The sequence below is a fragment of the Pseudomonas sp. H1_G08 genome, assembly GCF_054681355.1.
This window is the reverse complement of sequence record NZ_CP162822.1, coordinates 2,509,786-2,531,662: the sequence shown is the minus strand read 5'-3', so window position 1 is coordinate 2,531,662 and position 21,877 is coordinate 2,509,786. Positions and strand designations below refer to the sequence as shown.

The 21,877-nt window shown below is 60.9% G+C and carries 23 protein-coding genes; 13 read left to right on the top strand and 10 right to left on the bottom strand.

Going from position 1 to position 21,877, the window contains the following annotated elements:
- Positions 1–66: 66 nt before the first annotated feature.
- Positions 67–753: a GNAT family N-acetyltransferase gene (locus AB4N85_RS11450; RefSeq protein ID WP_110600861.1), complete on the top strand. Its 687-nt coding sequence runs from the start codon at positions 67–69 to the stop codon at positions 751–753.
- Positions 754–815: 62 nt separating this feature from the next.
- Here AB4N85_RS11450 and AB4N85_RS11445 read toward each other — a convergent pair whose 3' ends face one another.
- A complete protein-coding gene (locus tag AB4N85_RS11445; protein ID WP_095182037.1) occupies positions 816–1,256 on the bottom strand; it encodes a hotdog fold domain-containing protein in 441 nt (146 codons plus the stop codon).
- Positions 1,257–1,414: 158 nt separating this feature from the next.
- Between AB4N85_RS11445 and AB4N85_RS11440 the strand changes: the two genes are divergently transcribed.
- Complete coding sequence (locus AB4N85_RS11440) at positions 1,415–2,047, top strand: TetR/AcrR family transcriptional regulator (protein WP_252876547.1); 633 nt, start codon at positions 1,415–1,417, stop codon at positions 2,045–2,047.
- A gap of 217 nt (positions 2,048–2,264) precedes the next feature.
- Here AB4N85_RS11440 and AB4N85_RS11435 read toward each other — a convergent pair whose 3' ends face one another.
- Positions 2,265–3,389 carry a DmpA family aminopeptidase gene (locus AB4N85_RS11435; protein WP_460068089.1) on the bottom strand — a complete coding sequence of 375 codons (1,125 nt, stop codon included), beginning with the start codon at positions 3,387–3,389 and terminating at the stop codon, positions 2,265–2,267.
- A gap of 73 nt (positions 3,390–3,462) precedes the next feature.
- Positions 3,463–4,566 carry a polyamine ABC transporter substrate-binding protein gene (locus tag AB4N85_RS11430; protein WP_460068086.1) on the bottom strand — a complete coding sequence of 368 codons (1,104 nt, stop codon included), beginning with the start codon at positions 4,564–4,566 and terminating at the stop codon, positions 3,463–3,465.
- A 111-nt stretch (positions 4,567–4,677) separates the two neighbouring features.
- Between AB4N85_RS11430 and AB4N85_RS11425 the strand changes: the two genes are divergently transcribed.
- The gene (locus AB4N85_RS11425; RefSeq protein ID WP_460068083.1) at positions 4,678–5,457 is read left to right on the top strand and encodes a helix-turn-helix transcriptional regulator; all 780 of its coding nucleotides are present in this window, start codon (positions 4,678–4,680) and stop codon (positions 5,455–5,457) included.
- A gap of 122 nt (positions 5,458–5,579) precedes the next feature.
- Here AB4N85_RS11425 and AB4N85_RS11420 read toward each other — a convergent pair whose 3' ends face one another.
- Positions 5,580–6,521, bottom strand: a complete 942-nt coding sequence (locus tag AB4N85_RS11420) for a class I SAM-dependent methyltransferase (protein ID WP_150634966.1) — start codon at positions 6,519–6,521, stop codon at positions 5,580–5,582.
- Positions 6,522–6,719: 198 nt separating this feature from the next.
- Here AB4N85_RS11420 and AB4N85_RS11415 point away from each other — a divergent pair, with 198 nt between their 5' ends.
- From AB4N85_RS11415 to AB4N85_RS11400, 4 genes are all read left to right on the top strand, one after another.
- Complete coding sequence (locus AB4N85_RS11415) at positions 6,720–7,133, top strand: response regulator (RefSeq protein WP_056788985.1); 414 nt, start codon at positions 6,720–6,722, stop codon at positions 7,131–7,133.
- A 56-nt stretch (positions 7,134–7,189) separates the two neighbouring features.
- The gene (locus AB4N85_RS11410) at positions 7,190–7,858 is read left to right on the top strand and encodes an HAD-IA family hydrolase (RefSeq protein ID WP_460068080.1); all 669 of its coding nucleotides are present in this window, start codon (positions 7,190–7,192) and stop codon (positions 7,856–7,858) included.
- Positions 7,859–8,209: 351 nt separating this feature from the next.
- The gene (locus AB4N85_RS11405; protein ID WP_150634968.1) at positions 8,210–9,007 is read left to right on the top strand and encodes an SDR family NAD(P)-dependent oxidoreductase; all 798 of its coding nucleotides are present in this window, start codon (positions 8,210–8,212) and stop codon (positions 9,005–9,007) included.
- A gap of 21 nt (positions 9,008–9,028) precedes the next feature.
- Positions 9,029–9,439, top strand: coding sequence for an SRPBCC family protein (locus tag AB4N85_RS11400; RefSeq protein ID WP_150741115.1), 411 nt, complete (start codon positions 9,029–9,031; stop codon positions 9,437–9,439).
- Positions 9,440–9,570: 131 nt separating this feature from the next.
- Here the strand turns inward: AB4N85_RS11400 and AB4N85_RS11395 are convergent, their stop codons facing one another.
- Complete coding sequence (locus AB4N85_RS11395) at positions 9,571–10,965, bottom strand: sensor histidine kinase (protein ID WP_123442155.1); 1,395 nt, start codon at positions 10,963–10,965, stop codon at positions 9,571–9,573.
- Positions 10,943–11,626 (bottom strand): response regulator transcription factor, encoded by a 684-nt coding sequence (locus AB4N85_RS11390; RefSeq protein ID WP_056788996.1) that lies wholly within the window; start codon positions 11,624–11,626, stop codon positions 10,943–10,945. Before AB4N85_RS11390 ends, AB4N85_RS11395 begins: the two co-directional genes overlap by 23 nt.
- Positions 11,627–11,933: 307 nt before the next feature.
- On the opposite strand from AB4N85_RS11390, the gene AB4N85_RS11385 reads away from it, so the two are divergent.
- Positions 11,934–12,863, top strand: coding sequence for a hypothetical protein (locus tag AB4N85_RS11385; RefSeq protein WP_056788998.1), 930 nt, complete (start codon positions 11,934–11,936; stop codon positions 12,861–12,863).
- Between the two features lie 179 nt (positions 12,864–13,042).
- Here AB4N85_RS11385 and AB4N85_RS11380 read toward each other — a convergent pair whose 3' ends face one another.
- Both AB4N85_RS11380 and AB4N85_RS11375 read right to left on the bottom strand, forming a co-directional pair.
- Positions 13,043–13,402, bottom strand: a complete 360-nt coding sequence (locus AB4N85_RS11380; RefSeq protein WP_224787204.1) for a DUF6124 family protein — start codon at positions 13,400–13,402, stop codon at positions 13,043–13,045.
- A 13-nt stretch (positions 13,403–13,415) separates the two neighbouring features.
- A complete protein-coding gene (locus AB4N85_RS11375; RefSeq protein ID WP_460068075.1) occupies positions 13,416–13,781 on the bottom strand; it encodes a DUF6124 family protein in 366 nt (121 codons plus the stop codon).
- Between the two features lie 490 nt (positions 13,782–14,271).
- On the opposite strand from AB4N85_RS11375, the gene AB4N85_RS11370 reads away from it, so the two are divergent.
- From AB4N85_RS11370 to hcnC, 4 genes are all read left to right on the top strand, one after another.
- Positions 14,272–14,811, top strand: a complete 540-nt coding sequence (locus AB4N85_RS11370; RefSeq protein WP_150634971.1) for a hypothetical protein — start codon at positions 14,272–14,274, stop codon at positions 14,809–14,811.
- 238 nt (positions 14,812–15,049) lie between these two features.
- Positions 15,050–15,364 (top strand): (2Fe-2S)-binding protein, encoded by a 315-nt coding sequence (locus tag AB4N85_RS11365; RefSeq protein WP_130927315.1) that lies wholly within the window; start codon positions 15,050–15,052, stop codon positions 15,362–15,364.
- The gene (gene hcnB, locus AB4N85_RS11360; protein ID WP_460068072.1) at positions 15,361–16,770 is read left to right on the top strand and encodes a cyanide-forming glycine dehydrogenase subunit HcnB; all 1,410 of its coding nucleotides are present in this window, start codon (positions 15,361–15,363) and stop codon (positions 16,768–16,770) included. Before AB4N85_RS11365 ends, hcnB begins: the two co-directional genes overlap by 4 nt.
- Positions 16,763–18,022 (top strand): cyanide-forming glycine dehydrogenase subunit HcnC, encoded by a 1,260-nt coding sequence (gene hcnC, locus AB4N85_RS11355; protein WP_041477018.1) that lies wholly within the window; start codon positions 16,763–16,765, stop codon positions 18,020–18,022. The genes hcnB and hcnC overlap by 8 nt, the downstream gene beginning before the upstream one ends.
- A gap of 121 nt (positions 18,023–18,143) precedes the next feature.
- Here the strand turns inward: hcnC and AB4N85_RS11350 are convergent, their stop codons facing one another.
- Positions 18,144–19,952 (bottom strand): monovalent cation:proton antiporter-2 (CPA2) family protein, encoded by a 1,809-nt coding sequence (locus tag AB4N85_RS11350; RefSeq protein ID WP_460068069.1) that lies wholly within the window; start codon positions 19,950–19,952, stop codon positions 18,144–18,146.
- Positions 19,953–20,202: 250 nt separating this feature from the next.
- Between AB4N85_RS11350 and AB4N85_RS11345 the strand changes: the two genes are divergently transcribed.
- On the top strand, positions 20,203–21,117 hold the full coding sequence (locus AB4N85_RS11345) for a LysR family transcriptional regulator (protein WP_016775221.1): 915 nt from the start codon (positions 20,203–20,205) through the stop codon (positions 21,115–21,117).
- Here AB4N85_RS11345 and AB4N85_RS11340 read toward each other — a convergent pair.
- Entirely contained in the window at positions 21,107–21,877 is a 771-nt protein-coding gene (locus tag AB4N85_RS11340; protein ID WP_273528180.1) for a substrate-binding domain-containing protein, read from the bottom strand. The two genes, AB4N85_RS11345 and AB4N85_RS11340, sit on opposite strands and share 11 nt — an antisense overlap.

Sequence of the window (21,877 nt, the reverse complement as noted above, 5' to 3'; positions counted from 1 at the left end):
GTATGATGTCGCGGTTCGTCGACGGCTCTGATCATCGGCAACGTTTTTTATCGCCGGAGTTTGCCCATGCCACGCATCACCCACTACACCTCCCCATGCCCGGAAAGCGTCAACAGCCAGATCCTGCAAATGGTCGTCGATTACCTGACCGACATCAGTGCTGTCGGCCTCGGCCCGAGCAATCTGCTGTACAACGTTTATCAGTACGCGGTGGGTTATGAGGTGCATCTGTACCTCGAGGCGTTGAACGGCCAGAAGGGCACCGAGGTGGAATTGCTGGTGGCCACTGACGATGAGGATCCAGAGCAAGTCATCGGATTTCTCATCTGTCTGCCGGTGCAGGGCGATTGGGAGGCGTGCAGCGTCGCGTACATGGCGGTGCGTGAAGGCCATCGGCGCCAAGGTGTGGCGCGGGCGATGCTCGCGGACATGGTCGGGCGCTATCCGCATGCGGAACTGGCCTGCAGCATTGGCAAGGTGCCGTATTTCGAGGCGCTGGGTTTTGAAGTGATCGGCCAGCGCGAGACTCAGGTGCTGATGAGCACGCGGCATTACCGCAGCAACGGCTTGCGCGGGTTCATCGACACCACGCCGATCTACCGCTCGCTGGAAGTGCAGCAGATTCATACTTACTTGCTGCAGAAAAACGGCAAGCGCGCGATGCTCGATGCGGAAAAACAACGCGACCGCCATCTGGACCAGACCAGCCGCCACGTAGAAGAGTTTGTCCGTCAGCGCCTGACTCTGCACTGACCCGGCCAGTAAAAAGCCCTTGCTGCGCATTGCGCAACGAGGGCTTTTTTGTGCCTGCAATCTCAACCGATCTTGACGTTCATGGTGATGCGCGCGGTGAAGACTTTTTTGCCCTCGGTATCGTGAATGTCGACGTTGACCACCTTGTCGCCATCGCTTTGCCAATCCACACCTTCGGCGCTGGCCACGGCGGTGACGTCGGTTTTCGCCTTGGCCAGGTATTCCACGGTCATGCCCTTTGGAATCCAGCGCGCGCCGGGCGGGATCGAGACGTCGGTCATCATTCCGCCGGCCAGTTCCGCCGCGTTGCACAGGGCGATCGCATGCACCGTGCCAAGGTGATTGGTAATTTCCTTGCGAAACGGCACTTGTACGGTGGCGGCGTTCGGGCGCAATTCGCTGATCAGCGGATTGATGGTGCTGAAGTACGGGGCGAACTGACAGGCCATTTTGCTGAATGCATCCGCGCCGACGCTGTTGAACATGCTGAGAGATTGACTCATGGAAGCCTCACTGGGTGGTTTGCAGAATTATGTTCCGTCACAGAATAATGTTCTGTAACGGAACGGTATTCTGTTCGCGGCAAATCTGTCAACCTAGGCGCGATTTGTTCACGGGCACGTGACGCCTTTATCAACCTCCGTTTTTGGACCCGAGCAGCATGGACACCGCCGATCTACTGGAACGCAGCTACCCCGGCCGCCGCGCCGAACTCAAACGCGATATCTTTCGCAAGGCCCTGAGCCTGTTCAATGAACAGGGGATCGAAGCCACCACCATCGAAATGATCCGTGCCGAGTGCGACACCAGCGTTGGCGCGATCTACCACCATTTCGGCAACAAGGAAGGGCTGGTCGCGGCGCTGTTTTTCACCGCGCTGGAGGATCAGGCGTGTCTGCGTGATGCGTATCTGGACGCGGCCAATACCACGGAGGAAGGAGTGCAGGCGCTGGTCTTCAGCTATGTCGACTGGGTCGAGCAGCAGCCGCAGTGGGCGCGTTTTCAGTACCACGCACGATTCGCAGTGACCAAAGGCCCGTTCAAGGAAGAGCTGGCCGAGCGCAACAAGACGCGCAACCTGCGCTTGGGCCAGTGGTTGGCCGAATCGGGTCGCGCCGCTGAGCTTAAGGATTTGCCTGCGGAGTTGCTGCCATCGCTGATCATCGGCCAGGCGGACAGTTACTGCCGGGCCTGGCTGGCAGGGCGAGTTAAGGGCAGTCCGATGGCTTATCGCGAAGTGCTTGCGCAGGCGGCATGGCGGTCGATTCGCGCCGAAGGTCTCGCCGAGGACTGAAATACGCAGACAAAAAAAGAGCCTCAAAGCTCTTTGATGGGGAGGAAGTAGAGCCCGTGAGGCTCAAGAGGCGTGTGAAGCAGAACTTGGGCTTGATTGGGAGTCAGTACACCCACGCCTACGCAGCGCCGGATCAATCCAGGCACCGCGTAGCTTCATCCTGGGAGCGTGCAATGGACGACTCAAGTACCGCCAGTCGTCCTTGCACAATGCCGGATTATGCCGGGAGCGACCCCGGCCAACCGGATTTTTTCAGCGCCGCCAGAAGCGTCTGCGCATCCAGGCCCGGCACCGAATGGCCGTTGCCCTCGCTGCTGTCGCTGGCGAGCAGGGCATTGATGATCGCTTCTTCAACGGCTTCGGTCGCGGCCAGAAACAGCTCGCTGATGTGGTCGTTGTTGACCATGCGCAAGCCGTCGCAGGTGGCTGCGCGTTTAGCCTCATAAGCGGCGGGCGGGACGTGATCATTGCCGGTGGCGAAGGCAATGAAGATGTCGCCGCTGTGGTCTTCGTTACCTCCGCCGGTACGCGCCAGGCCCAGGCTGGCACGCTGTGCCAGGCGCGTGCATTGATGGGGCAGCAGCGGCGCATCAGTCGCCAGGCAAACGACGATCGAGCCCATGCCCGGGTGCGGCAGCGCTGCCCGCAGGAACGGTGAATCCTTCTGTTCCATATAGCGTCCGACCGGGTAGCCATCGACGCGTAGTTCACTGCGAATGCCGTGGTTGGCCTGCACGATCGCGCCAACGGTCCAGCCTCCCTGGGCAGCACTCAAACGGCGCGATGCGGTGCCGATACCGCCCTTGAACTCATGGCAGATCATGCCGCTGCCACCACCCACCGCACCTTCGAGCACCGGGCCGTCCACGGCGCCGTTCAGTGCCTCGGCGACATGCTCGGGCTTGACGTGAAAGCCGTTGATGTCATTGAGCAGTCCATCGAAGGTTTCCAGCACCACCGGCATATTCCAGTAAAGCCGCCCGTCATCCGGCTGTTGCTCACGGTCCAGCACAATCAGCGCATCCCGCACCACACCGAGGCTGTGGGTGTTGGTAAAGGCAATCGGACTGGTCAGCAGACCGGCCTCGCGAATCCATTCCAGCCCGGTCGCATCGCCGTTGCCATTGAGTACATGCACGCCGGCAAAGCACGGTTGCTGGCAGGTCGAGCCGGGGCGCGGCTCGATCAGCGTGACGCCGGTGCAGATGTCACGGCCGCTGCTGCTGCGACCGCGTACATTGCTCTGACCGACGCGCACGCCCGGCACATCGGTGATGGCATTGAGCGGGCCGGGTTGCATCTGGCCAATCAGGATATCGAGATCACGGGCACGCGGATTCATAAGATTCAGTCTCTTCATTCAAAAGGTCGGGCGGCTTACCGCTCGGATGAGGCAGGCAGATTTCTTGCGCGGGTTACTGGCCGTTCTTGACCTTGCTCCACACCCGCGTACGCACGCGTTCGGCGGCTTTGGGCAAGGGTTCGAGGGTGTAGAGGGTGGCCATGGCGGCAGGGGACGGGTAGACCGCCGGGTTGTCGCGAGTTGCTGCTGCCACCAGCGTTGTCGCGGCGCGATTGCCATTCGGGTATGACAAGTGATCACTGACCGGCGCGATCACCTCCGGCCGCAGCAGGTAATCGATAAACGCCAGGCCCTGGGCGCGATTGGGCGCGTCCTTGAGCAGTACCAGAGTGTCGAACCACACCGGCGCGCCTTCCTTTGGCAGGCTGTAGGCGATCTTTACGCCGTTGCTGGCCTGCTCGGCGTTGGTTTTGGCTTCGAGCATCGCCCCGGACCAGCCACCCGCCACGCAGATATTGCCGTTGGACAAATCGCTGATGAACTTCGAGGAGTTGAAGTAGGCGATGTGCGGGCGCAGCTTGAGCAGCAGTGCTTCGGCTTTTTTGTAGTCCTCGGGATCGGTGCTGTTGGGCGGCAAGCCCAGGTAATGCAGGGCGACCGGCAGCATTTCCGACGGCGAATCGAGCATCGCCACGCCGCACTCGGCCAGTTTGGCCAGATTGGCTTCGTTGAACAGCAACTCCCAGGAGTCCACCGGCGCTTTGTCACCCAACACGGCGCGGACTTTGTCGACGTTGTAGCCGATGCCGTTGGTGCCCCACAGGTAAGGCACAGCGTACTGATTGCCCGGATCGTTGACCGCGAGTTTTTTCAGCAGATCGGGGTCGAGGTTTTGCCAGCCTGGCAGTTGATCGCGAGGCAAGGGGGCGAGGGCGCCGGCCTTGATCAGGGTCGGCAGGCTGAAGTTGCTCGCCACGACAACGTCGTAGCCGCTGCGGCTGGTCATCAGTTTGCCTTCGAGCACTTCGGCGCTGTCGAAGGTGTCGTACACCGGCCGGATGCCGCTGTCGCGCTGGAAATCGTGCAGCGTGTTCGGCCCGATGTAGTCGTACCAGTTGTAGACATGCACGCTCGGTACGTCTGCCGCCATGGCGACCGAGGAGAGACAAAAACAGGCCAGCAGGCCCGGGTTGATAGATCCACGGTGACGACGCATGATGCGGCACTCCTGGCCTGTCGCAGGCCGGTGATGAACTGGAGTGGTCAGGCTAACGGGCCGGTCACACCAGCCCCATTCCCATCATGGGTTACTCGAAAGGGGTAGTGCGTGGACGCGTTGTTGCAGGAACTGCCGGTGCATCAGAGTCTGGCGCGGGTATTTTCCCACCTCGGGCAGGAGGGTTTCTGGCGCGCGCTGGTCGACACCCTGCGCCTGCTGGTGCCGCTGGACAATGCCCTCGTCGCCCTGATGCAGCCCGGCCAGCCGCCGCGTTTGCTGATCGACTTCGACAGCAAGGGTGGCGTGGACGACCAGCAGGAGCTGGCCGGTTATACCGCCGGCATGTACCTGCTCGATCCGTTCTATCAAGCCGCCGTCAGCGGGATCAGCGACGGCCTGCACAGCCTGACGTCCGTTGCGCCGGATCAGTTTCTGCACAGCGAGTATTACCAGAGCTACTTTCGTGCCGTGGTGGGCGAGGATGAATTGCAGTTTCTGATCAACGTCGAAGGCGCGGTACTCGGCTTGTCCCTGGGCCGCTCGACCGCGTTTGGCATGGCCGAGCAGGGCCGACTGTTGTGCATTCGTGACTGGGTATTGGCGGCGATGCATCGCCACATGCAGTTGCTGCCGCCGCAAGGGCCGGTGGCTGACGCGGTGGTAGGCGATCTGGCGACGCTGCTGGACCGTTTCGATGCCCGGCTGACCGCGCGCGAGATCGACACGGCGCGTCTGATCCTGCAGGGCTTTTCCAGCAAGGCGATGGCCCAGCAGATGGGGATTTCGCCGGAGACCGTGAAAGTGCATCGACGCAATCTCTATCACAAGCTCAACGTCACCGGGCATGGTGAGTTGTTTGCGCTGGTGCTGCGGCCGACGTCTTTGTGACCAACGCAGAATTTGTGTGGGAGTGAGCCTGCTCGCGAAAGCGGTGTACCAGTCAACAAAATTGTTATCTGACACTGCGCTTTCGCGAGCAGGCTCGCTCCCACAGGTGAACTTACGCTGTGTTAGTGGCTGCGCTGGAAGATCAGGGTTTTCAGGCCGCTCTCTGGATCGATATCGGGAAACTCCGGCGGATTGTCCAGCCGATGATCGAAGCGCAGGCTCGGCGCTTCCTGGGTCACGCCATCAATGAGAAAGTCGGAACCGAACGACGGATCGTTCATGCACGCCAGCACCGTGCCTTGCGCGGTGAGCAGTTCCGGCAAGCGGCGCAATACGCGTTGATAGTCCTTGGTCAGCAAAAAGCTGCCTTTCTGAAACGACGGCGGGTCGATGATCACCAGATCGTACGGGCCGCTGTTGATCACTTTGCCCCAGGATTTGAACAGGTCGTGGCCGAGAAAACTGACCTTGCTCAGGTCGTGGCCGTTCAGGCGGTGATTGTCACGCCCTCGGCTCAGGGCCGCACGGGACATGTCGAGATTCACCACATGGCTGGCGCCACCCTCGATTGCCGCTACGGAAAAGCCGCAGGTGTAAGCGAACAGGTTCAACACCCGCTTGCCCGCTGCCTGTTCGCGCACCCAGTTGCGGCCGTAACGCATGTCGAGAAACAGTCCGGTGTTCTGCTTGCGTCCCAGGTCGACGCGGTACTGCAAGCCGCCCTCGACAATGGTCATTTCTTCGATTTCCTCGCCGATAAGCCATTCGGCCGTGCTCTGCGGCAGATAACGATGCTGGATCAGCAAAGTGTGCGCGCCGGATTGCTGCCATTGGGGCGAGGCGGCGAGTTGCAGCAGCGAATCCCGCAGATCCTGCAGTTGCTCAGGCGCCGGTTCTTTGAACAGCGACACCAGCACCACGCCCTGCAACCAGTCCACGGTCAACTGCTCCAACCCCGGCCAGCAGCGCCCGCGCCCGTGAAAAAAACGACGGGTTTCGCTGGGCGCCGCCGCCAGTGCGGGCAGCAAATGAGCGTGGAGGGTAGCGAGGGCTTCAGGGTTCATGGATCAGGATCGGCCAGGCAAAGGGCCGGCATTTTAACCACAAATGAGGGGATTCGATGGGCGCTGCGCTTCGAAAAACAACACCTTGGCGAAATCCTCTGTATCAAAAATGAATTTCTACAGGGCGCGCTGCTCATACCAGATAAGCAGCGGATTCAAAACCGCTTATCAAAAATGTAATTCGGGGGAGTGCTGTTCATGTGCCCTACACCTACGTCGAGCGCGCACCTTCCTGGCGGGTTGATTCTGGTTGTCGAGGACGATCCGTTGATTCTGGAGTTTCTTTGCGAAATTCTCCAGGAGGAAGGGTTCAAGGTCGAACCGCAAACCAGCGCCGACGCCGCCTCACTGTATCTGGAAGAACACGCGGCGAACGTCGCGCTATTGCTGACCGACATCACCATGCCCGGCACGCTTAACGGCGCCGACCTGGCGAATCTGGTCGGCGATCGCTGGCCGGAAAAACCGGTGATGGTCATGTCCGGCTACGAGACGCCCGAGACCTCCGGGGTCAAGCATTCGGTGGCGTTCATCAAGAAGCCGTGGGCGATCGGTCAATTGCTCGACTGTGTGGAAAGTGCGTTCAAATCCAAGGCCCCGCAGCTGCACTGACTAGTGCTACATTGCCGGGCCAGGCTGCCCGGCCAACTGTCAGAGGATTTGTTCTTTTGTCTGCACAAGCATCGGTTTTTGATCGCGCATTCGGCGCGTTTCTGTTCGACATGGACGGCACCGTCCTCAATTCCATCGCCGCCGCCGAGCGCATCTGGTCAGCGTGGGCGGTGCGCCATGGCGTGGAGGTCGAGACGTTTTTGCCGACCATCCATGGCGCACGGGCGATCGACACCATCACCCGACTGAATCTGCCGGGAGTGGATGCCGAGGAACAAGCGGCGTTCATCACCGCAGCGGAAATCAATGACGTTGAAGGCATTGTCGAGATTCCTGCGGCGGCAGCCTTTCTCAACGCTCTGCCGAAAGATCGCTGGGCAATGGTGACGTCTGCGCCTCGCGATCTGGCGTTGCGGCGGATGGCGGCGGCGGGTATCCCCGAGCCGGCGGTCATGATCACGGCGGAAGATGTAAAGGCTGGCAAACCTGATCCTGCGGGGTATCTGCTGGCGGCGAAAAAGCTCGGTGTCGAGCCGGCGGATTGCCTCATTTTTGAAGACGCCACGGTTGGTATTCAGGCTGCGGAAGCGGCGGGCGCCGCGTTGATGATCATCACCACCACGCACCAGCACCCGATCAAAACGTTGCATGCGACGTTGGCCAGTTACGATGCCATCGGCGTCAGGGTCGGCGCCGATGGTCTGCTTCGTCTGACGGAAATCTGATCTGTTCTGAAATGCCCCTCACCCTAGCCCTCTCCCGAAGGGTGAGGGGACTGACCGGGGGATATTCAGGTAATACGCCGACGTGAAAGGTCTTCTCTGAATCCATAATCGCTATGGTCTTTCAGGTCGAGGGCAAACTCAGCACAACTCGATCGGTTCCCTCTCCCCCGGGAGAGGGCTAGGGTGAGGGGCTACGGTCTGCCAGACACAGGGGATCGTCGATCAAACAACATCCCCGTCACCGGTCGGCAGCTCAACCATGCCGGCAATATCGCAACTACGCTGATCCATGCTTGTGAAATCGTCGCTAAAGTCGAGCGCGGTGGAACTCCTTGCTAATGAGGTAAACGCATGAAGATCGATCTGAGTGGAAAACTGGCCATCGTCAGCGGCAGTACCGGCGGCATCGGTCTGGGCATCAGCCAGTCGCTGGCCGAAGCCGGCGCCACGGTGGTGGTCATCGGTCGCGACACGGCCAAGGTCGAGCAGGCACTGGCGAGCATTCGCCAAGCCGTGTCCAGCGCACAGTTGCGCGGTCTGACCGCTGATCTGGGCACGGCCGAGGGGGCGGAAAAGCTGTTCGCCGCCGAACCGCGCGCGGACATTCTGGTGAACAACCTCGGCATCTTCAACGACGTCGATTTCTTCGAGACTCCCGACAGCGAGTGGACGCGCTTCTACGAGGTCAACGTGATTTCCGGCGTGCGCCTGGCGCGGCATTATGTGCCGGCGATGGTTGAGCAGGGCTGGGGCCGGGTGATCTTTCTGTCATCGGAATCCGGCGTGGCGACGCCGGCGGACATGCTCAATTACGGCGTGACCAAAAGCGCCAACCTGGCGGTGTCCCACGGCCTGGCCAAACGTCTGGCTGGTACCGGTGTCACGGTCAATGCAATCCTGCCGGGGCCGACTTTCACGGATGGTCTGCAGGACATGCTCAGAGACGCGGCCGCCGAGTCCGGGCGCGAGCTGCGCGACGAAGCCGACGCCTTTGTGCGCAAGGCCCGTCCGACCTCGATCATCCAGCGCGTGGCGGATGTTTCGGAAGTGGCGCATCTGGTCACGTACATTGCTTCACCACTGTCCTCGGCCACCACGGGCGCAGCCTTGCGCGTTGATGGCGGCGTGGTCGACAGCCTGACTATCTGAATTTTCCAAAAGAGAGGTTTTATGCCAACTGCATCTGCAACCATCGACATCCCGGCCTCGGCCGATCAGGTCTGGCAGTTGATCGGCGGCTTCAACACGCTGCCGGACTGGCTGCCGTTGATCACCAACAGTGAACTGAGCGAAGGCGGGCGAGTGCGCACCCTGCACACCGCTGACGGCGGCGTAGTGGTCGAACGTCTGCAGACTTTCGACAACGCTGCCCGAACGTACAGCTATTCGATCGAACAGGCACCGTTTCCGGCCAGCGATTACCTGGCGACGATCAAGGTTGAAGCCCAGGGGCAGGGCGCGCGGGTGACGTGGTCGGGGCGCTTCAATGCGGTCGGCGTGAGCGATGAAGAAGTGGTGGCGCTGTTCAACGGCATCTACCAGGGCGGTCTTGAAGCCTTGCGGGCCAATTACCCAACCTGAGACGCAGATCGTTCCCACGCTCTGCGTGGGAATGCAGCCCGGGACGCTCTGCGTCCCATTTCGAAAGCCGGAACGCGGAGCGTCCCTTGAGGCAATTCCACGGGGAGCGTGGGAACGATCGGCGCGAGACGTCAGGCCTGACTAATCAAACTCTGCCGACAATCCAGCACCAGTTTCGCCCCACCCAGATCACTGCTGCCGACTTCAAGACTGAAGCCGTGCAAGCTGACAATCGCCGCGACAATCGACAGCCCCAGACCAAAGCCACTCTGCGGCTGGCCACCCTCGGTGCGGTAAAACCGCTGGAACACCGCTTCACGTTCCGCCTCGGGAATCCCCGGGCCTGAATCGTGCACCTCGATCCGCGTCTGTCCATTGGCATTGACCCCACGCAACATCACCGTGCCGCCGGGCGGGGTGAATTTGATCGAGTTGCTCAGCAGGTTCGCCAACGCTTCGAACAGCAACGCGCGGTCGCCATTGAGCGGCGGCAGCGTCTCCGGCATGTTCAACTGGAAACGCAGATCGCCTTCCTCGGCCAGCGGCAGATAGAACTCGTGCAACTCCTCCAGCAAACGCACCGGATCAAGTTCGACGAAACCTGAACGGCGCTGGCGATCCTCCAGCTCGGAAATCCGCAACAAACCGCGAAAGCGCGCCATCAGCGTATCCGCTTCAGCCAGTACCAAGTCCAGTTGCGCCGCTTCTTGCGAACCTTCGCCGGCCTGTTGCTGCATGCGATACAACTGCGCGCGCAGGCGAGTCAGCGGCGTGCGCAAATCGTGGGCGATGTTGTCGCAGACGCCCTTGACCTCGTTCATCAAGCGCTCGATGCGCTCGAGCATGGCGTTGACGATGGCGGCGAGCATGTCCAGTTCATCGCGGCGATTGGACAGCGGCAAGCGGTGCGTCAGGTCACCGGCTACGATGGCCTGCGCGCTGTTCTGGATCGCGCGGATGCGCTGCAACGGTCGACGCCGCAGCAGATGCCAACCGGCGACCCCGGGAATAATCGTCAGCGACACCCCCCAGAACAGCGCGTGCAAAATGATCCGCGTCACCGCGAACAGCGAACCGTTGTCACGCAGCAGCACCAGCCAGCGCCCGTCACGGGTTTGCGTGGCCACGGCATCGCAGCTGTCGCTCGGCAGGGTCGGGTCATCAGAATCGGCGCACTCGGCGAGCATATGGATCTTGCCGTCGAGCGGCAGTCCTTCGGGAATTTGCTGGAGTGCGCCGCCCAGGTAAACACCGTCAGCGCTGAACAGACCATAGGCGTCGATACCGCGAATATCGAAGGTCATGCTGGCCGCGAGCGCGTCTTCGAGTTGCTCGCCGCGAAAATGCGAGAACAGGTGCTGACGTTGCATCAACGAATGTTTGGCGAGCTTGTCGAGGTAGCCGGACACCTCGTAATACATGACCCCCATGAGGATCGCGCTCCAGGCCACGAACAGCGAGCTGTAGAGCGCCAGCAAGCGGCTGCTGGAGGAGCGCCAGCCGTCAGACGGGTTCGGCAATGACATAGCCCGAGCCCCGTACCGTGCGGATCAGCGGAACGTTGCCGGCCGCGTCGATCTTTTTGCGCAGCCGGCCGATATGCACGTCGATCAGGTTGGTGCCCGGGTCGAAGTGATAACCCCAGACCTCTTCGAAAATCATCATCCGCGAGAGAATCTGGCCGCTGTTGCGCATCAGAAACTCGAGCAGTTTGTATTCGGTGGGCAACAGCGTCAGCACCTGCTCGGCGCGGCGGGCTTCGTGGCTGATCAGGTCGAGCTCGAGGTCGGCGACTTTCAGCGTGGTGGCCTGGGTGGCGACGCTGTTCTGCCGGCGCAGCAACACTTCGACCCGCGCGGCCATTTCATCGGTGGCGAACGGCTTGGTCAGGTAGTCATCGCCACCCGCGCGCAAGCCGCGCACGCGCTCATCGACGTCGGAGAGGGCGCTGATCATCAGAATCGGCGTCGCCACGCCCATGGTGCGCAGGGTGGTGACGATGGCCAGACCATCAAGCTCGGGCAGCATGCGGTCGAGGGTAATCAGGTCGTAGTTGCCGCTCACGGCGCGGTCGAGGCCTTCGCGGCCATTGTCGACCCAGTCGACGTCCAGCCCGTGGCTGCTCAGTTCGGCAACGATTTCCCGCGCGGTCACGGCGTCGTCTTCGATGGTCAAGATACGAGTCATAGGCAGGCCTGCTGATCGGTTCAAACGGAATGGCAGCATTTTGCCAAGAATTTGCCGTGGCGCTTTAAATTAACTTTCATCTTCGTCGCCTGGTGAATCAGGACTGATCGGATTTGCCACGCTTTGGTTAATGCAGAAAACCCGCAATCGGATGCGCTTTATTGCAAGTTGCACGGTCCGAGGAAGTTCAAGTTTTGTAACTCATTGAAAGAAAAGAAGTTATTAAAAGTGTTTGACTGGCACGGTCACTGCAATTCCTCACACGACGACTTGTAACACCATTTTTCATGCCTGGAGCACTACAACAATGAATAGATCCCCTGATGGCTATTATCCTGCCTTGGAAGAGTCGAGCAGCGTGTCAGGCGTGTCCTGGGGCGCGATCTTCGCCGGTGCTGCGGCTGCCGCCGCGCTGTCGATGATTCTGGTGCTGCTCGGGTTTGGCCTGGGCTTTTCGGCTGTATCACCGTGGGCCGGAGAAGGCGTCAGCGCCAAGGGCCTGGGCATTTCAACGATCGTCTGGCTGGCGGTGACGCAGATCATCGCTTCCGGCATGGGCGGCTACATTGCCGGCCGTCTGCGCGTTAAGTGGGCCAACATGCACGGTGACGAAGTCTACTTCCGCGACACCGCACATGGTTTCCTCGCCTGGTGCGTCGCTACTTTGGTGACCGCTGTGCTGGTGGTCGGTTCGGTCAGCAGCGTCGTCAGTGGCGGTGTGCAGGCGGGTGCCAACGTAGTCGGCGGTGCTGCCGGTGCGATGAGCCAGGCCGCCGGCTCTGCCGCAGCCAATACTGACAGCGATCAGTACGGCTACTTCGTCGACAGCCTGTTCCGCGATGATCGTCCTGCTGCCGTCAGCGATGACGCTGCACGCGGCACTGTGACCCGCATCTTCACGCAAAGCCTGGCCAACGGTCAGCTCAGCGCCGAAGACCGTACCTACCTCGCACAACTGGTATCGCAACGTACCAATCTGAGCCAGGCCGATGCTGAACGTCGTGTCGACGAAATTTACGCCAACACCCAGAAAGCCATCGCTGACGCCAAACTGAAAGCTCAGCAAGCGGCCGATACCGCCGCCAAAGTCGCGGCCTACACCTCGCTGTGGATGTTCGTCGCGCTGCTGGCCGGTGCGTTCTTCGCCAGCCTGGCAGCCACCTTCGGCGGTCGTCGTCGCGATGCAGTCGAGTACGTTGAAGTCGACACCTACACCACTACCACTCCGGTCCGTTAAAAAGGAGAGTCACCATGCGCTCATTACTGCTGTTTTTCCTCGGCGTACCGATCCCGATCATCATCCTGATCGCCCTGTTCGTACACTGATCCCTCTGAGGCAGGATGCCTCTGCCGCTTTCATCTTCGGGTGAAAGCGGCTTTTTTGCGTTTGGGAACTGCAAACGCAAGCTTGGCGAATTACTCGGTCGGCACGACATTATCCAGCGCTTTGTTCACGGCCAGTTCTCCCAACATGACCACTTGCGCAATGCCCAATAGGGTATTGCGCCGTGAGCCTTCGAGCATCCCGGCAAAGTCACCGAGCATCACCGTGGCGGACGCCAGGGATTCGCACGCGTTGACCAGCAAGGATTCGGTGTCGGATTGCGGGTTGACCATGAACAGAGTATTGGGGCTGTACGGCGTGGCGTTGATCCTGGCCGGCGGATTGGACGGTGTGTGTGACATCAGCTTTAACTCCGATGAGAGCCGCTTGGTGTGAGAGAGAGCGCCACGGGGTGACGTGCACGCTGGCAGTGAGGGAGCACGCCCCCTCATACCTCGGTTGCGGCTAGTTCGACACGCGTCGGCTGTCGAGCACGCGATTGACGACCAGCTCACTCAGCATGATCACTTGCTGCAACATCAGCAGCGAACGGCGCTGTGCAGGCTCGATGACGTTGCTTATCTCGCGGGCCATGTCGTTCGCCGCAGCCAGCGATTCACAGGCTTCGAGGAGCAAGGTTTCCTCGTCCACCGTTGGGTCGACGAGAAAGATCCGGCCCGGTTGGCGATTGGGAATCGTAGTCTTGAGGGTTTGCGGATCGAGATAAAAGTTGATGGCGCGAGCGGCGGCGTTTTTTATGCGCTGAGGCTCCAGAGCGGGGTCGTACGGGATCGAATCGGCTTCTGGCGGGTTTGGCGTTACTTTGAACATGGATGACTCTCTATCTTGAAGGAATGAAGAGCCGTCACTATCGCTACCAAACGAAGGGTGGCGGCCACGCGCAGGTTGGTAGACCGGTCAAGATAGTTAACCCCGGCGCTCACGAATGAGCCCCACGCATGGTCACCATGAAGAGCTGACCCTCAAAGGAGGGGCCGCTTAAAGGGACGCCATACAACTATCAAGAAACGGGCTACCAAACCCGATCACTGTTTTGCAGTGACAGGGAAACGATATAGCCCTACCGATAGCCGTGTAAGCCGGCGGATTCTGATGCACCCGTAGGCAGCGACGCAAGGCGTTGTAGGTCCGATGCCGTAACAGCGCGTGTGATTTAAACATGATCGAAAAATTGCGTTTATCCACCGCGTAAGGGCCGGCATGCCTGAGCCTTTTGCTTTCGGCAACTCAACAAAGCGACAATCGGTTCCCGAAGTGCCCTAGCTTCACTCCCCCGATTTTTCAATTAAGGAAGAACACGTTGGACAAGAAGGAAACCAAACGCCAGGTCAGCGAAATGCTCGATGGGGGGCGCTCGAAAACCGAGACTTTCAAGGCATTCTCCGGTGGTGCGCTGAAAGACAAGGCGCTGGCGTACCTGATCGGCTCACGCCCCGATCCGAATCTGATTGAACGACACGCCGGCAAGATCAAGATCCTTCTCGGACTGACTTACGTTCAGGCGCTGATCGGTCTGGTGGGCGGCTATCTCCTCGGGCTGACCATCAGCAGCGGTTTCGCCATCGGACTTGGTTTGTTCGCCGGTGGCGTGCCTTTGCTTTTTGCCTGGGGTTTTTATCGCAACGCGGCCCATGCCTATACGGTGTACGTGATGCTCTCGATCAGCCAGATGCCGCGCATGTTCAAGGAATATGCGGATGACCCGATCGGTACGGTGGTCGGCGTGGCGATCACGCTGGCGATGATCTTCTACGTCGCTTGGCTGAAAAACCTGCTGTTCCCGGACCTTGCGTTGATCGGCGCAAAGAAGATCAAAGGCCAGTTCGTCTTCTCCAACTAACCGTTTCCATCCCGCCATTTTCACTGGCCTGGATCAATATTTCGTCTGGCGATATCGCCTACCGTAAATGATCCAGGCCTTCGCTGAGGTATGAGCTACAGTGCTTGTCGCGCACCTTGTTGCGCTGACGAAGTATCCGCGTCGACGTTGAAAACACAGCAATAAAAAGCGTCGACGAGGCGTAGTGCAGCAAGGAGCTGACACAACCTCAACTGAATCTTCACGGACGAACACCGTAATGAACTGCCTAGAAAGAACCTTCGATATCCAGCCCTTGGTGCAGGCGGACATGACCGTGCACATCAATGGCCAAGCGGTCAGCGCCGCCATCGGCGAAACCGTTCTCAGCGTCATCCAGTCCCTCGGCGTGCGCCAGATCGCACGCAATGACCACGATCAGATCAGCGGCGCCTATTGCGGCATGGGCGTGTGCCAGTGCTGTCTGGTGAAAATCAACGGTCGGCACAAGCGCCGCGCCTGCCAGACCGTAGTGCGCGACGGCATGCTGATTGAAACCCGAGTCAACCGCGTCGTCGGGCAGGAGGTCGTATGAGCCTGCAACCGTTGATTGTCGGCGGCGGGCCGGCGGGAATGGCGGCGGCCATCGAACTGGCGCGCCACGGCGTGCGCTGCACCTTGCTCGAAGAGGCTTCGCGCCTCGGCGGCGTGGTCTATCGCGGGCCGTTGCGTGATGGTGTGCAACTGGATTATCTCGGGCCGCGTTACTCGGAAGTACTGGACAAACTGCACGGTGAATTTCAGCAGCAGTCAGGGCTGATTGACGTGCGCCTCAACCATCGCGTGGTCGGCGCCGAAGGCACCCGCGCAGTGGTGGTGCTCGACGGTGATGAGCAACTGCACGAGATCGCTTATCCGCAACTGCTGTTGGCCGCTGGATGTCACGAACGCAGCGTGCCGTTTCCCGGCTGGACGTTGCCGGGAGTGATTCTGCTCGGTGGTCTTCAATTGCAGATCAAGAGTGGCGTGGTCAAGCCGCGGGGGCCGGTGGTCATCGCCGGCACCGGGCCGTTGCTGCCGCTGGTTGCGACCCAGTTGCATGCCTCCGGCGTGCGTGTCGCTGGCGTCTACGAGGCGTGTGCGTTCGGCAAGATCGCCCGCGAGAGTCTGGCGCTGCTGAACAAACCGCAGCTGTTCCTCGACGGCTTGAGCATGCTCGCTTATCTGAAGCTGCACGGCATCCCCATGAACTATGGCTGGGGCGTGGTGGAGGCCCACGGCGAGGGCGAGTTGAAAAGCGTGAGCGTCGCGCCGTATTCGTCGACGTGGGAGGCAGATCTGTCGCGGGTCGAGCGTTTCGAAGCGCAGACGCTGGCGGTCGGTTACGGTTTTATTCCGCGCACGCAATTGAGCCAGCAGATGGGCCTTGATCACGGCTTCAGCGACGATGGCTACCTGCGTGCGCACGCCAATGTCTGGCAGCAAAGCAGCGTGGCGCATGTGCATCTGGCCGGCGACATGGGCGGGATCCGCGGCGGTGAAGCGGCGATGCTGGCGGGCAAGATCGCCGCCACTTCGATCCTGCTGCAACGCGGTGTGCTCGACGCCGAGCTGGCCCGGGTGCGCCGCGATCGTTACGCGAGCAAGCTCAGAGCCATCGTGCGCTTTCGTGCGGCGGTGGATCGCTACACCGAGCGCGGCGTTGGTCAGATCGCTTTGCCCGCAGCCGACACGGTGATCTGCCGCTGCGAACATGCGACCCGCGCCGACATCGATCTGGCGCTGGAGCAGGGTGTGCAAGACATCGCCAGCCTGAAAATGCGCACCCGCGTGAGCATGGGCGATTGCCAGGGGCGGATGTGCGTCGGCTATTGCAGCGATCGCCTGCGCCAGGCCACCGGACGTCAGGATGTCGGCTGGTTGCGCCCGCGCTTCCCGATTGATCCGGTGCCGTTTTCCGCGTTCCAGTCCCTTGGCAAGGAGGGCGCTTGCCATGAGTAAGTTCTACGACGTGGTCATTGCCGGTGGCGGAGTGATCGGCGCCTCCTGCGCCTACCAATTGTCCAAGCGCAAAAATCTGAAAGTTGCGCTGATCGACGCCAAGCGCCCCGGCAACGCGACTCGCGCTTCGGCTGGCGGTTTGTGGGCGATCGGCGAGTCGGTCGGCCTCGGCTGCGGGGTGATTTTCTTTCGCATGATGTCGGCCAACCGCAAGCGCGAAACCCAGGGCGCAGCGGTGGCGGTGGACGCCAGTACGCCGCATATCTTGCCGGCGTCGTTTTTCGATTTTGCCTTGCAGTCCAACGCGCTGTACCCGGCGCTGCACCGCGAGCTGAAAGACAACCACGGCATGGATTGCAAGTTCGAGAAGACCGGATTGAAATTCGTGATCTATGACGACGAAGACCGGCTCTACGCCGAGCACATCGTCGGCTGCATTCCGCATCTGGCTGATCAAGTGCGCTGGCTCGATCAGGCGGCGTTGCGCGCGGCGGAACCGAGTGTCAGCCATGAGGCGCGCGGGGCGCTGGAGTTTCTCTGCGATCATCAGGTCAGCCCGTTCCGCCTCGCGGATGCCTACATGGAAGGCGCGCGGCAGAACGGCGTCGATATCTTCGTCAACACCAACGTCACCGGCGTGCTGCATCACGGCACTCGCGTGACCGGCGTGCAGACGGCGGAGGCGGGGGTGTTCCACTGCAAGACGCTGATCAACGCCGCCGGTGCTTGGGCGGCGGATTTGAGCGAGTGGGCGACTGGAATTCGTATTCCGGTGAAACCGGTGAAAGGGCAAATCCTGCTGACCGAGCGCATGCCGAAAATCCTCAACGGCTGCCTGACCACCAGCGATTGCTACGTGGCGCAAAAGGACAACGGCGAAATCCTTATCGGCAGCACCACCGAAGACAAAGGCTTCGACGTCACCACCACCTACCCGGAAATCGCCGGGCTGGTGCAGGGCGCGGTGCGCTGTCTGCCGGAGCTGGCGGACGTCAACCTCAAGCGCACCTGGGCGGGATTGCGCCCGGGCTCGCCGGATGAGTTGCCGATCCTCGGGCCGATGCGTGGGGTCGAGGGTTATCTGAATGCTTGCGGGCACTTCCGCACCGGGATTCTGACCTCGGCGATTACCGGTGTGCTGCTGGATAAACTGGTGAATGACGAGCCCTTGCCGCTGGATATCACGCCGTTTCTGGCGGATCGGTTTGCAGTCACAGCCGTCGAGCCTGCGCCCGCGCTGGAACTGGCCTGACCCAATCCCCTGTGGGAGCGAGCCTGCTCGCGAATGCAATCTGTCAGTGAAGTATTGGGTGACTGACACCACGCTTTCGCGAGCAGGCTCGCTCCCACAGTTGGTTCTGGCCAAGGCACGATCAGGACTTGCGCGCTTCCTCTTCGAGCTGATCCGATTCAAACAATTTGGCCAGTTCCGCCCGGGCTTCCTGGGCGGTCTGCAGGACTTTGGCGGCATCGTCGTAGACGGCGTGTTGCGCCTCCAGCACCTGTTCGTCGTGATGCTTGAAACGCTTGATCCGCGCATCGGCCTGGGCTTGCGTCAGACCGAGGCCGACCAGCGTGCGCCGGCTCATTTCCAGGCTCGAGTAATAGGTCTCACGAATCGCTTCCGCGCCGACATCCACCAGGCGATGCACGTGCTGACGGTTACGCGCGCGGGCGATGATTTTCATGTGCGGATATAGCTTGTGCACCACTTCGGCAGTCTTGATGTTGGTCTCCGGATCGTCCGTGGCGATGACGAAATATTCCGCCTCGCCGACCTTCGCCGCGTGAAGGATTTCCGGGCGCATCGGGTCGCCGTAGAACACCGGTACGCCGCCGAAGCTGCGTGACAGTTCGATGGTTTCCACCGAGGTGTCCAGCGCAACGAACTTGATGTTCTGCGCACGCAGAATCCGCGCCACGATTTGGCCCATCCGGCCCATGCCGGCAATCACCACGCGCGGCGCTTCGGTGTCGATTTCGCGGAATTTCTCCGGCACTTCCACCGGCTGCACTTTCGGGCTGACCAGACGCGCGCAGATCAACAGCAACAACGGCGTCAGCGCCATCGACAGAGTGATGGTCAGCACCAGCAGGTCGTACAGACGCGGCTCGAACAGGCCCTGATCGCGACCGATCTTGAACACCACGAACGCAAACTCACCGCCGGCGGCAAGGACGATGCCGAGGCGGATTGCGCTGATCTTGTTCAATCCTCCTGCCAAGCGCCCAACCACGAACAGCAGCGGCAATTTCAGACCGATCAGCATCAAGGTCAGGCCCAATACGGTGATCGGCGCGCTCAACAACAGGCTGAGATTGGCGCCCATGCCGACGCTGATGAAAAACAGCCCGAGCAGCAGGCCCTTGAACGGTTCGATCTGCGCTTCCAGCTCATGCCGGTATTCCGAATCCGCTAGCAGCAGACCAGCGAGAAACGCACCCAGCGCCATCGACACACCGACCAGATCCATCAGCCATGCTGTGCCGATCACCACCAGCAACGCGGTGGCGGTGGACACTTCCGGCAGACCGGTTTTTGCCACCACGCGGAACACCGGACGCAGCAGATACCGTCCGCCGATCACCACCACGGCAATGCCGCCGAGCACCTGCAAGCTGTGACGAATATCGTCGGCGGTGCTGGTGTGATGATCGACACCGGCGAGCATCGGCACCAGGGCGATCAATGGAATCGCGGCGATGTCCTGGAACAGCAGAATCGCAAACGCGAGACGCCCGTGGGGGCTGGTCAGTTCCTTGCGTTCGGCGAGGCTTTGCAGGCCGAACGCCGTGGAGGAGAGCGCCAGACCGAGGCCCAGCACAATCGCGCTGTTCAGCGGCTGGCCGAACACCGCCAGTGCCAGCACGCCGATCACCGACGCGGTCAGCAGCACCTGCGCCAGACCGACGCCGAACACCGATTTGCGCATCACCCACAAGCGCCGCGGCGACAATTCGAGGCCGATGATGAACAGCAGCAACACCACGCCCAGCTCGGAAATATGCGCAACGCTTTGCGGGTTGCCGATCAGACCGAGCACCGACGGGCCGATGATCACCCCGGCAAACAGATAACCGAGCACCGCGCCCAGTTGCAGACGTTTGGCCAAAGGCACGGTGAGCACGGCCGCGAACAGAAACACGACGGCGGCTTGCAACAGATTGCCTTCATGGGGCATTGGAACGACTCCTGACTACGGCTACGGCGAGGGTGACAAGGATAAGGGTTACGCGGTCTCCAGACCATTCGAGAACCAATGTGGGAGCGAGCCTGCTCGCGAATGCGCTGGGTCAGCCATCTATCCATTGACTGATGCCCCGCGTTCGCGAGCAGGCTCGCTCCCACAAGGGCAGCTTCCATCAGGTCTGTAATAATTTGCATCAACTGGTTACATTTATAACCCCTGCGCATCAATTTCCGGAAACGCCATGGCCATCAACTTCGACCTCAACGACCTGCAAGCCTTTCGCGCGGTGGTCGAGCAGGGCAGTTTTCGCAAGGCTGCCGACACCGTGCGCCTGTCGCAACCGGCGCTGAGTCGGCGCATCGAAAAGCTCGAAGACGCCCTCGGCGTGAAACTGTTCGAGCGCACCACGCGCAAGGTCAGCCTGACCCAGGCCGGGCGCGGCTTCATGCCCAGCGTCGAACGCTTGCTGGATGATCTCGACATTGCCTTGCTCGGCATCAGCGAAGTCGCCTCGACCCGTCTGGGCCATGTCACCGTCGCCTGCGTGCCCTCGGCGGCCTACTACTTCATGCCCCGCGTGGTCGCGCGCTATCACCAGCAGTTTCCGCGGATCAAGGTCAAAGTCCTCGATTCCAGCGCTCACGATGTGTTGAGTGCGGTGGTCAATGGCGAGGCGGATTTCGGTTTGAGTTTTCTCGGCACGCAGGATGCCAAAGTCGAGTTCGAACCGCTTGTGCAGGAGTGCTACGTTGTCGCCTGTCGTCGCGATCATCCGCTGGCCGGGCGCAGCAGCGTCAGTTGGGACGAGTTCTATCAGCAGGATTACATCGCGCTGGACAAGACCTCGGGTAATCGCTTTCTGCTCGATCAGGCCTTGGGCGGGGTGGTGCCGCAGCGTCAGAGCATCTGCGAGACGCGGCATGTGACGACGATGATCGGTCTGGTAGAGGCGGGTCTGGGCGTGGCAGCGGTGCCGTTGATGGCGATGCCCGGGCCGGATCATCCGATCCTGACGCGGGTGCCGCTGATTGAGCCGCAGGTGATGCGCAGTGTCGGCATCATCAAGCGCCGGGATCGCACGTTGACCCCGGCGGCACTGGAACTGGAGCGGCTGGTCGTGGAGATGCGCGTCCAGCCGCCAACGATCAACGCTTGACCGAATCCAGCCCGGTGGCCTGTACGTCAGCCTGAGCGGCCGGTGCAGCGAGGTAGGCGAGCAGGGCTTTGGCCTCTTGCGGATGCTCGGCCTTGACCGGAATGCCAGCGGCAAAACGCGTCACCGACTGCACCGATTCCGGAATCTTCGCGACGAAGCTTACGCCCGGCACGGGCAGCAATTCGCTGACCTGCTGGAAGCCCAACTGATAGTCGCCAGTGGCAACCACCGAGCCGACCGGGATCCTGGCAATCATTTTCGCCTTCGGTTTCAACTGGTCTTCGATGCCTAGTTTCTTGAACAACTGCTGCTCGATGTACACGCCGCTGGCGCTGTCGGAGTAGGCCACTGACTGTGCGTCGAGCAGGGTTTTCTTCAGGCCATCGACGCTGCTGATGTCCGGTTTCGCCGCGCCTTCACGCACTACCATACCGATCCGCGAATCCGCCAGTTCAACGCGGGAGGCCGGGTCGACCTTGCCTTGTTTGATCAGCTCATCGAGGGCGTAACCGACCATGATCACCACGTCGGCGTGCTCACCGCGTGCCAGACGATTGGGAATCGCTTCCGGCGCCTTGCCCATCGACGGGCCGAGGCTGGTGGTGAGCGTGTTGCCCGTTGCGGCGGCGAATTTCGGCCCGAGGATCTTGTAGGCGGCAGTGAAACCACCGGAGGTCATCACGCTCAGTTCTTCGGCCTGGGCCGCGAAGTTGAGGGCGAGACCGGCGAGCAGGGCGGTGACAGTAAAGAGTTTTTTCAT

What these genes read in the sequence shown, in the direction of transcription:
- AB4N85_RS11450 (WP_110600861.1), top strand. Translation starts at nt 67, where the DNA reads ATGCCACGCATCACCCACTACACCTCCCCATGCCCGGAAAGCGTCAAC.
- AB4N85_RS11445 (WP_095182037.1), bottom strand. Translation starts at nt 1,256, where the DNA reads ATGAGTCAATCTCTCAGCATGTTCAACAGCGTCGGCGCGGATGCATTC.
- AB4N85_RS11440 (WP_252876547.1), top strand. Translation starts at nt 1,415, where the DNA reads ATGGACACCGCCGATCTACTGGAACGCAGCTACCCCGGCCGCCGCGCC.
- AB4N85_RS11435 (WP_460068089.1), bottom strand. Translation starts at nt 3,389, where the DNA reads ATGAATCCGCGTGCCCGTGATCTCGATATCCTGATTGGCCAGATGCAA.
- AB4N85_RS11430 (WP_460068086.1), bottom strand. Translation starts at nt 4,566, where the DNA reads ATGCGTCGTCACCGTGGATCTATCAACCCGGGCCTGCTGGCCTGTTTT.
- AB4N85_RS11420 (WP_150634966.1), bottom strand. Translation starts at nt 6,521, where the DNA reads ATGAACCCTGAAGCCCTCGCTACCCTCCACGCTCATTTGCTGCCCGCA.
- AB4N85_RS11415 (WP_056788985.1), top strand. Translation starts at nt 6,720, where the DNA reads ATGTGCCCTACACCTACGTCGAGCGCGCACCTTCCTGGCGGGTTGATT.
- AB4N85_RS11405 (WP_150634968.1), top strand. Translation starts at nt 8,210, where the DNA reads ATGAAGATCGATCTGAGTGGAAAACTGGCCATCGTCAGCGGCAGTACC.
- AB4N85_RS11400 (WP_150741115.1), top strand. Translation starts at nt 9,029, where the DNA reads ATGCCAACTGCATCTGCAACCATCGACATCCCGGCCTCGGCCGATCAG.
- AB4N85_RS11395 (WP_123442155.1), bottom strand. Translation starts at nt 10,965, where the DNA reads ATGTCATTGCCGAACCCGTCTGACGGCTGGCGCTCCTCCAGCAGCCGC.
- AB4N85_RS11390 (WP_056788996.1), bottom strand. Translation starts at nt 11,626, where the DNA reads ATGACTCGTATCTTGACCATCGAAGACGACGCCGTGACCGCGCGGGAA.
- AB4N85_RS11385 (WP_056788998.1), top strand. Translation starts at nt 11,934, where the DNA reads ATGAATAGATCCCCTGATGGCTATTATCCTGCCTTGGAAGAGTCGAGC.
- AB4N85_RS11380 (WP_224787204.1), bottom strand. Translation starts at nt 13,402, where the DNA reads ATGAGGGGGCGTGCTCCCTCACTGCCAGCGTGCACGTCACCCCGTGGC.
- AB4N85_RS11375 (WP_460068075.1), bottom strand. Translation starts at nt 13,781, where the DNA reads ATGTTCAAAGTAACGCCAAACCCGCCAGAAGCCGATTCGATCCCGTAC.
- AB4N85_RS11365 (WP_130927315.1), top strand. Translation starts at nt 15,050, where the DNA reads ATGAACTGCCTAGAAAGAACCTTCGATATCCAGCCCTTGGTGCAGGCG.
- hcnB (WP_460068072.1), top strand. Translation starts at nt 15,361, where the DNA reads ATGAGCCTGCAACCGTTGATTGTCGGCGGCGGGCCGGCGGGAATGGCG.
- hcnC (WP_041477018.1), top strand. Translation starts at nt 16,763, where the DNA reads ATGAGTAAGTTCTACGACGTGGTCATTGCCGGTGGCGGAGTGATCGGC.
- AB4N85_RS11350 (WP_460068069.1), bottom strand. Translation starts at nt 19,952, where the DNA reads ATGCCCCATGAAGGCAATCTGTTGCAAGCCGCCGTCGTGTTTCTGTTC.
- AB4N85_RS11345 (WP_016775221.1), top strand. Translation starts at nt 20,203, where the DNA reads ATGGCCATCAACTTCGACCTCAACGACCTGCAAGCCTTTCGCGCGGTG.
- AB4N85_RS11340 (WP_273528180.1), bottom strand. Translation starts at nt 21,877, where the DNA reads ATGAAAAAACTCTTTACTGTCACCGCCCTGCTCGCCGGTCTCGCCCTC.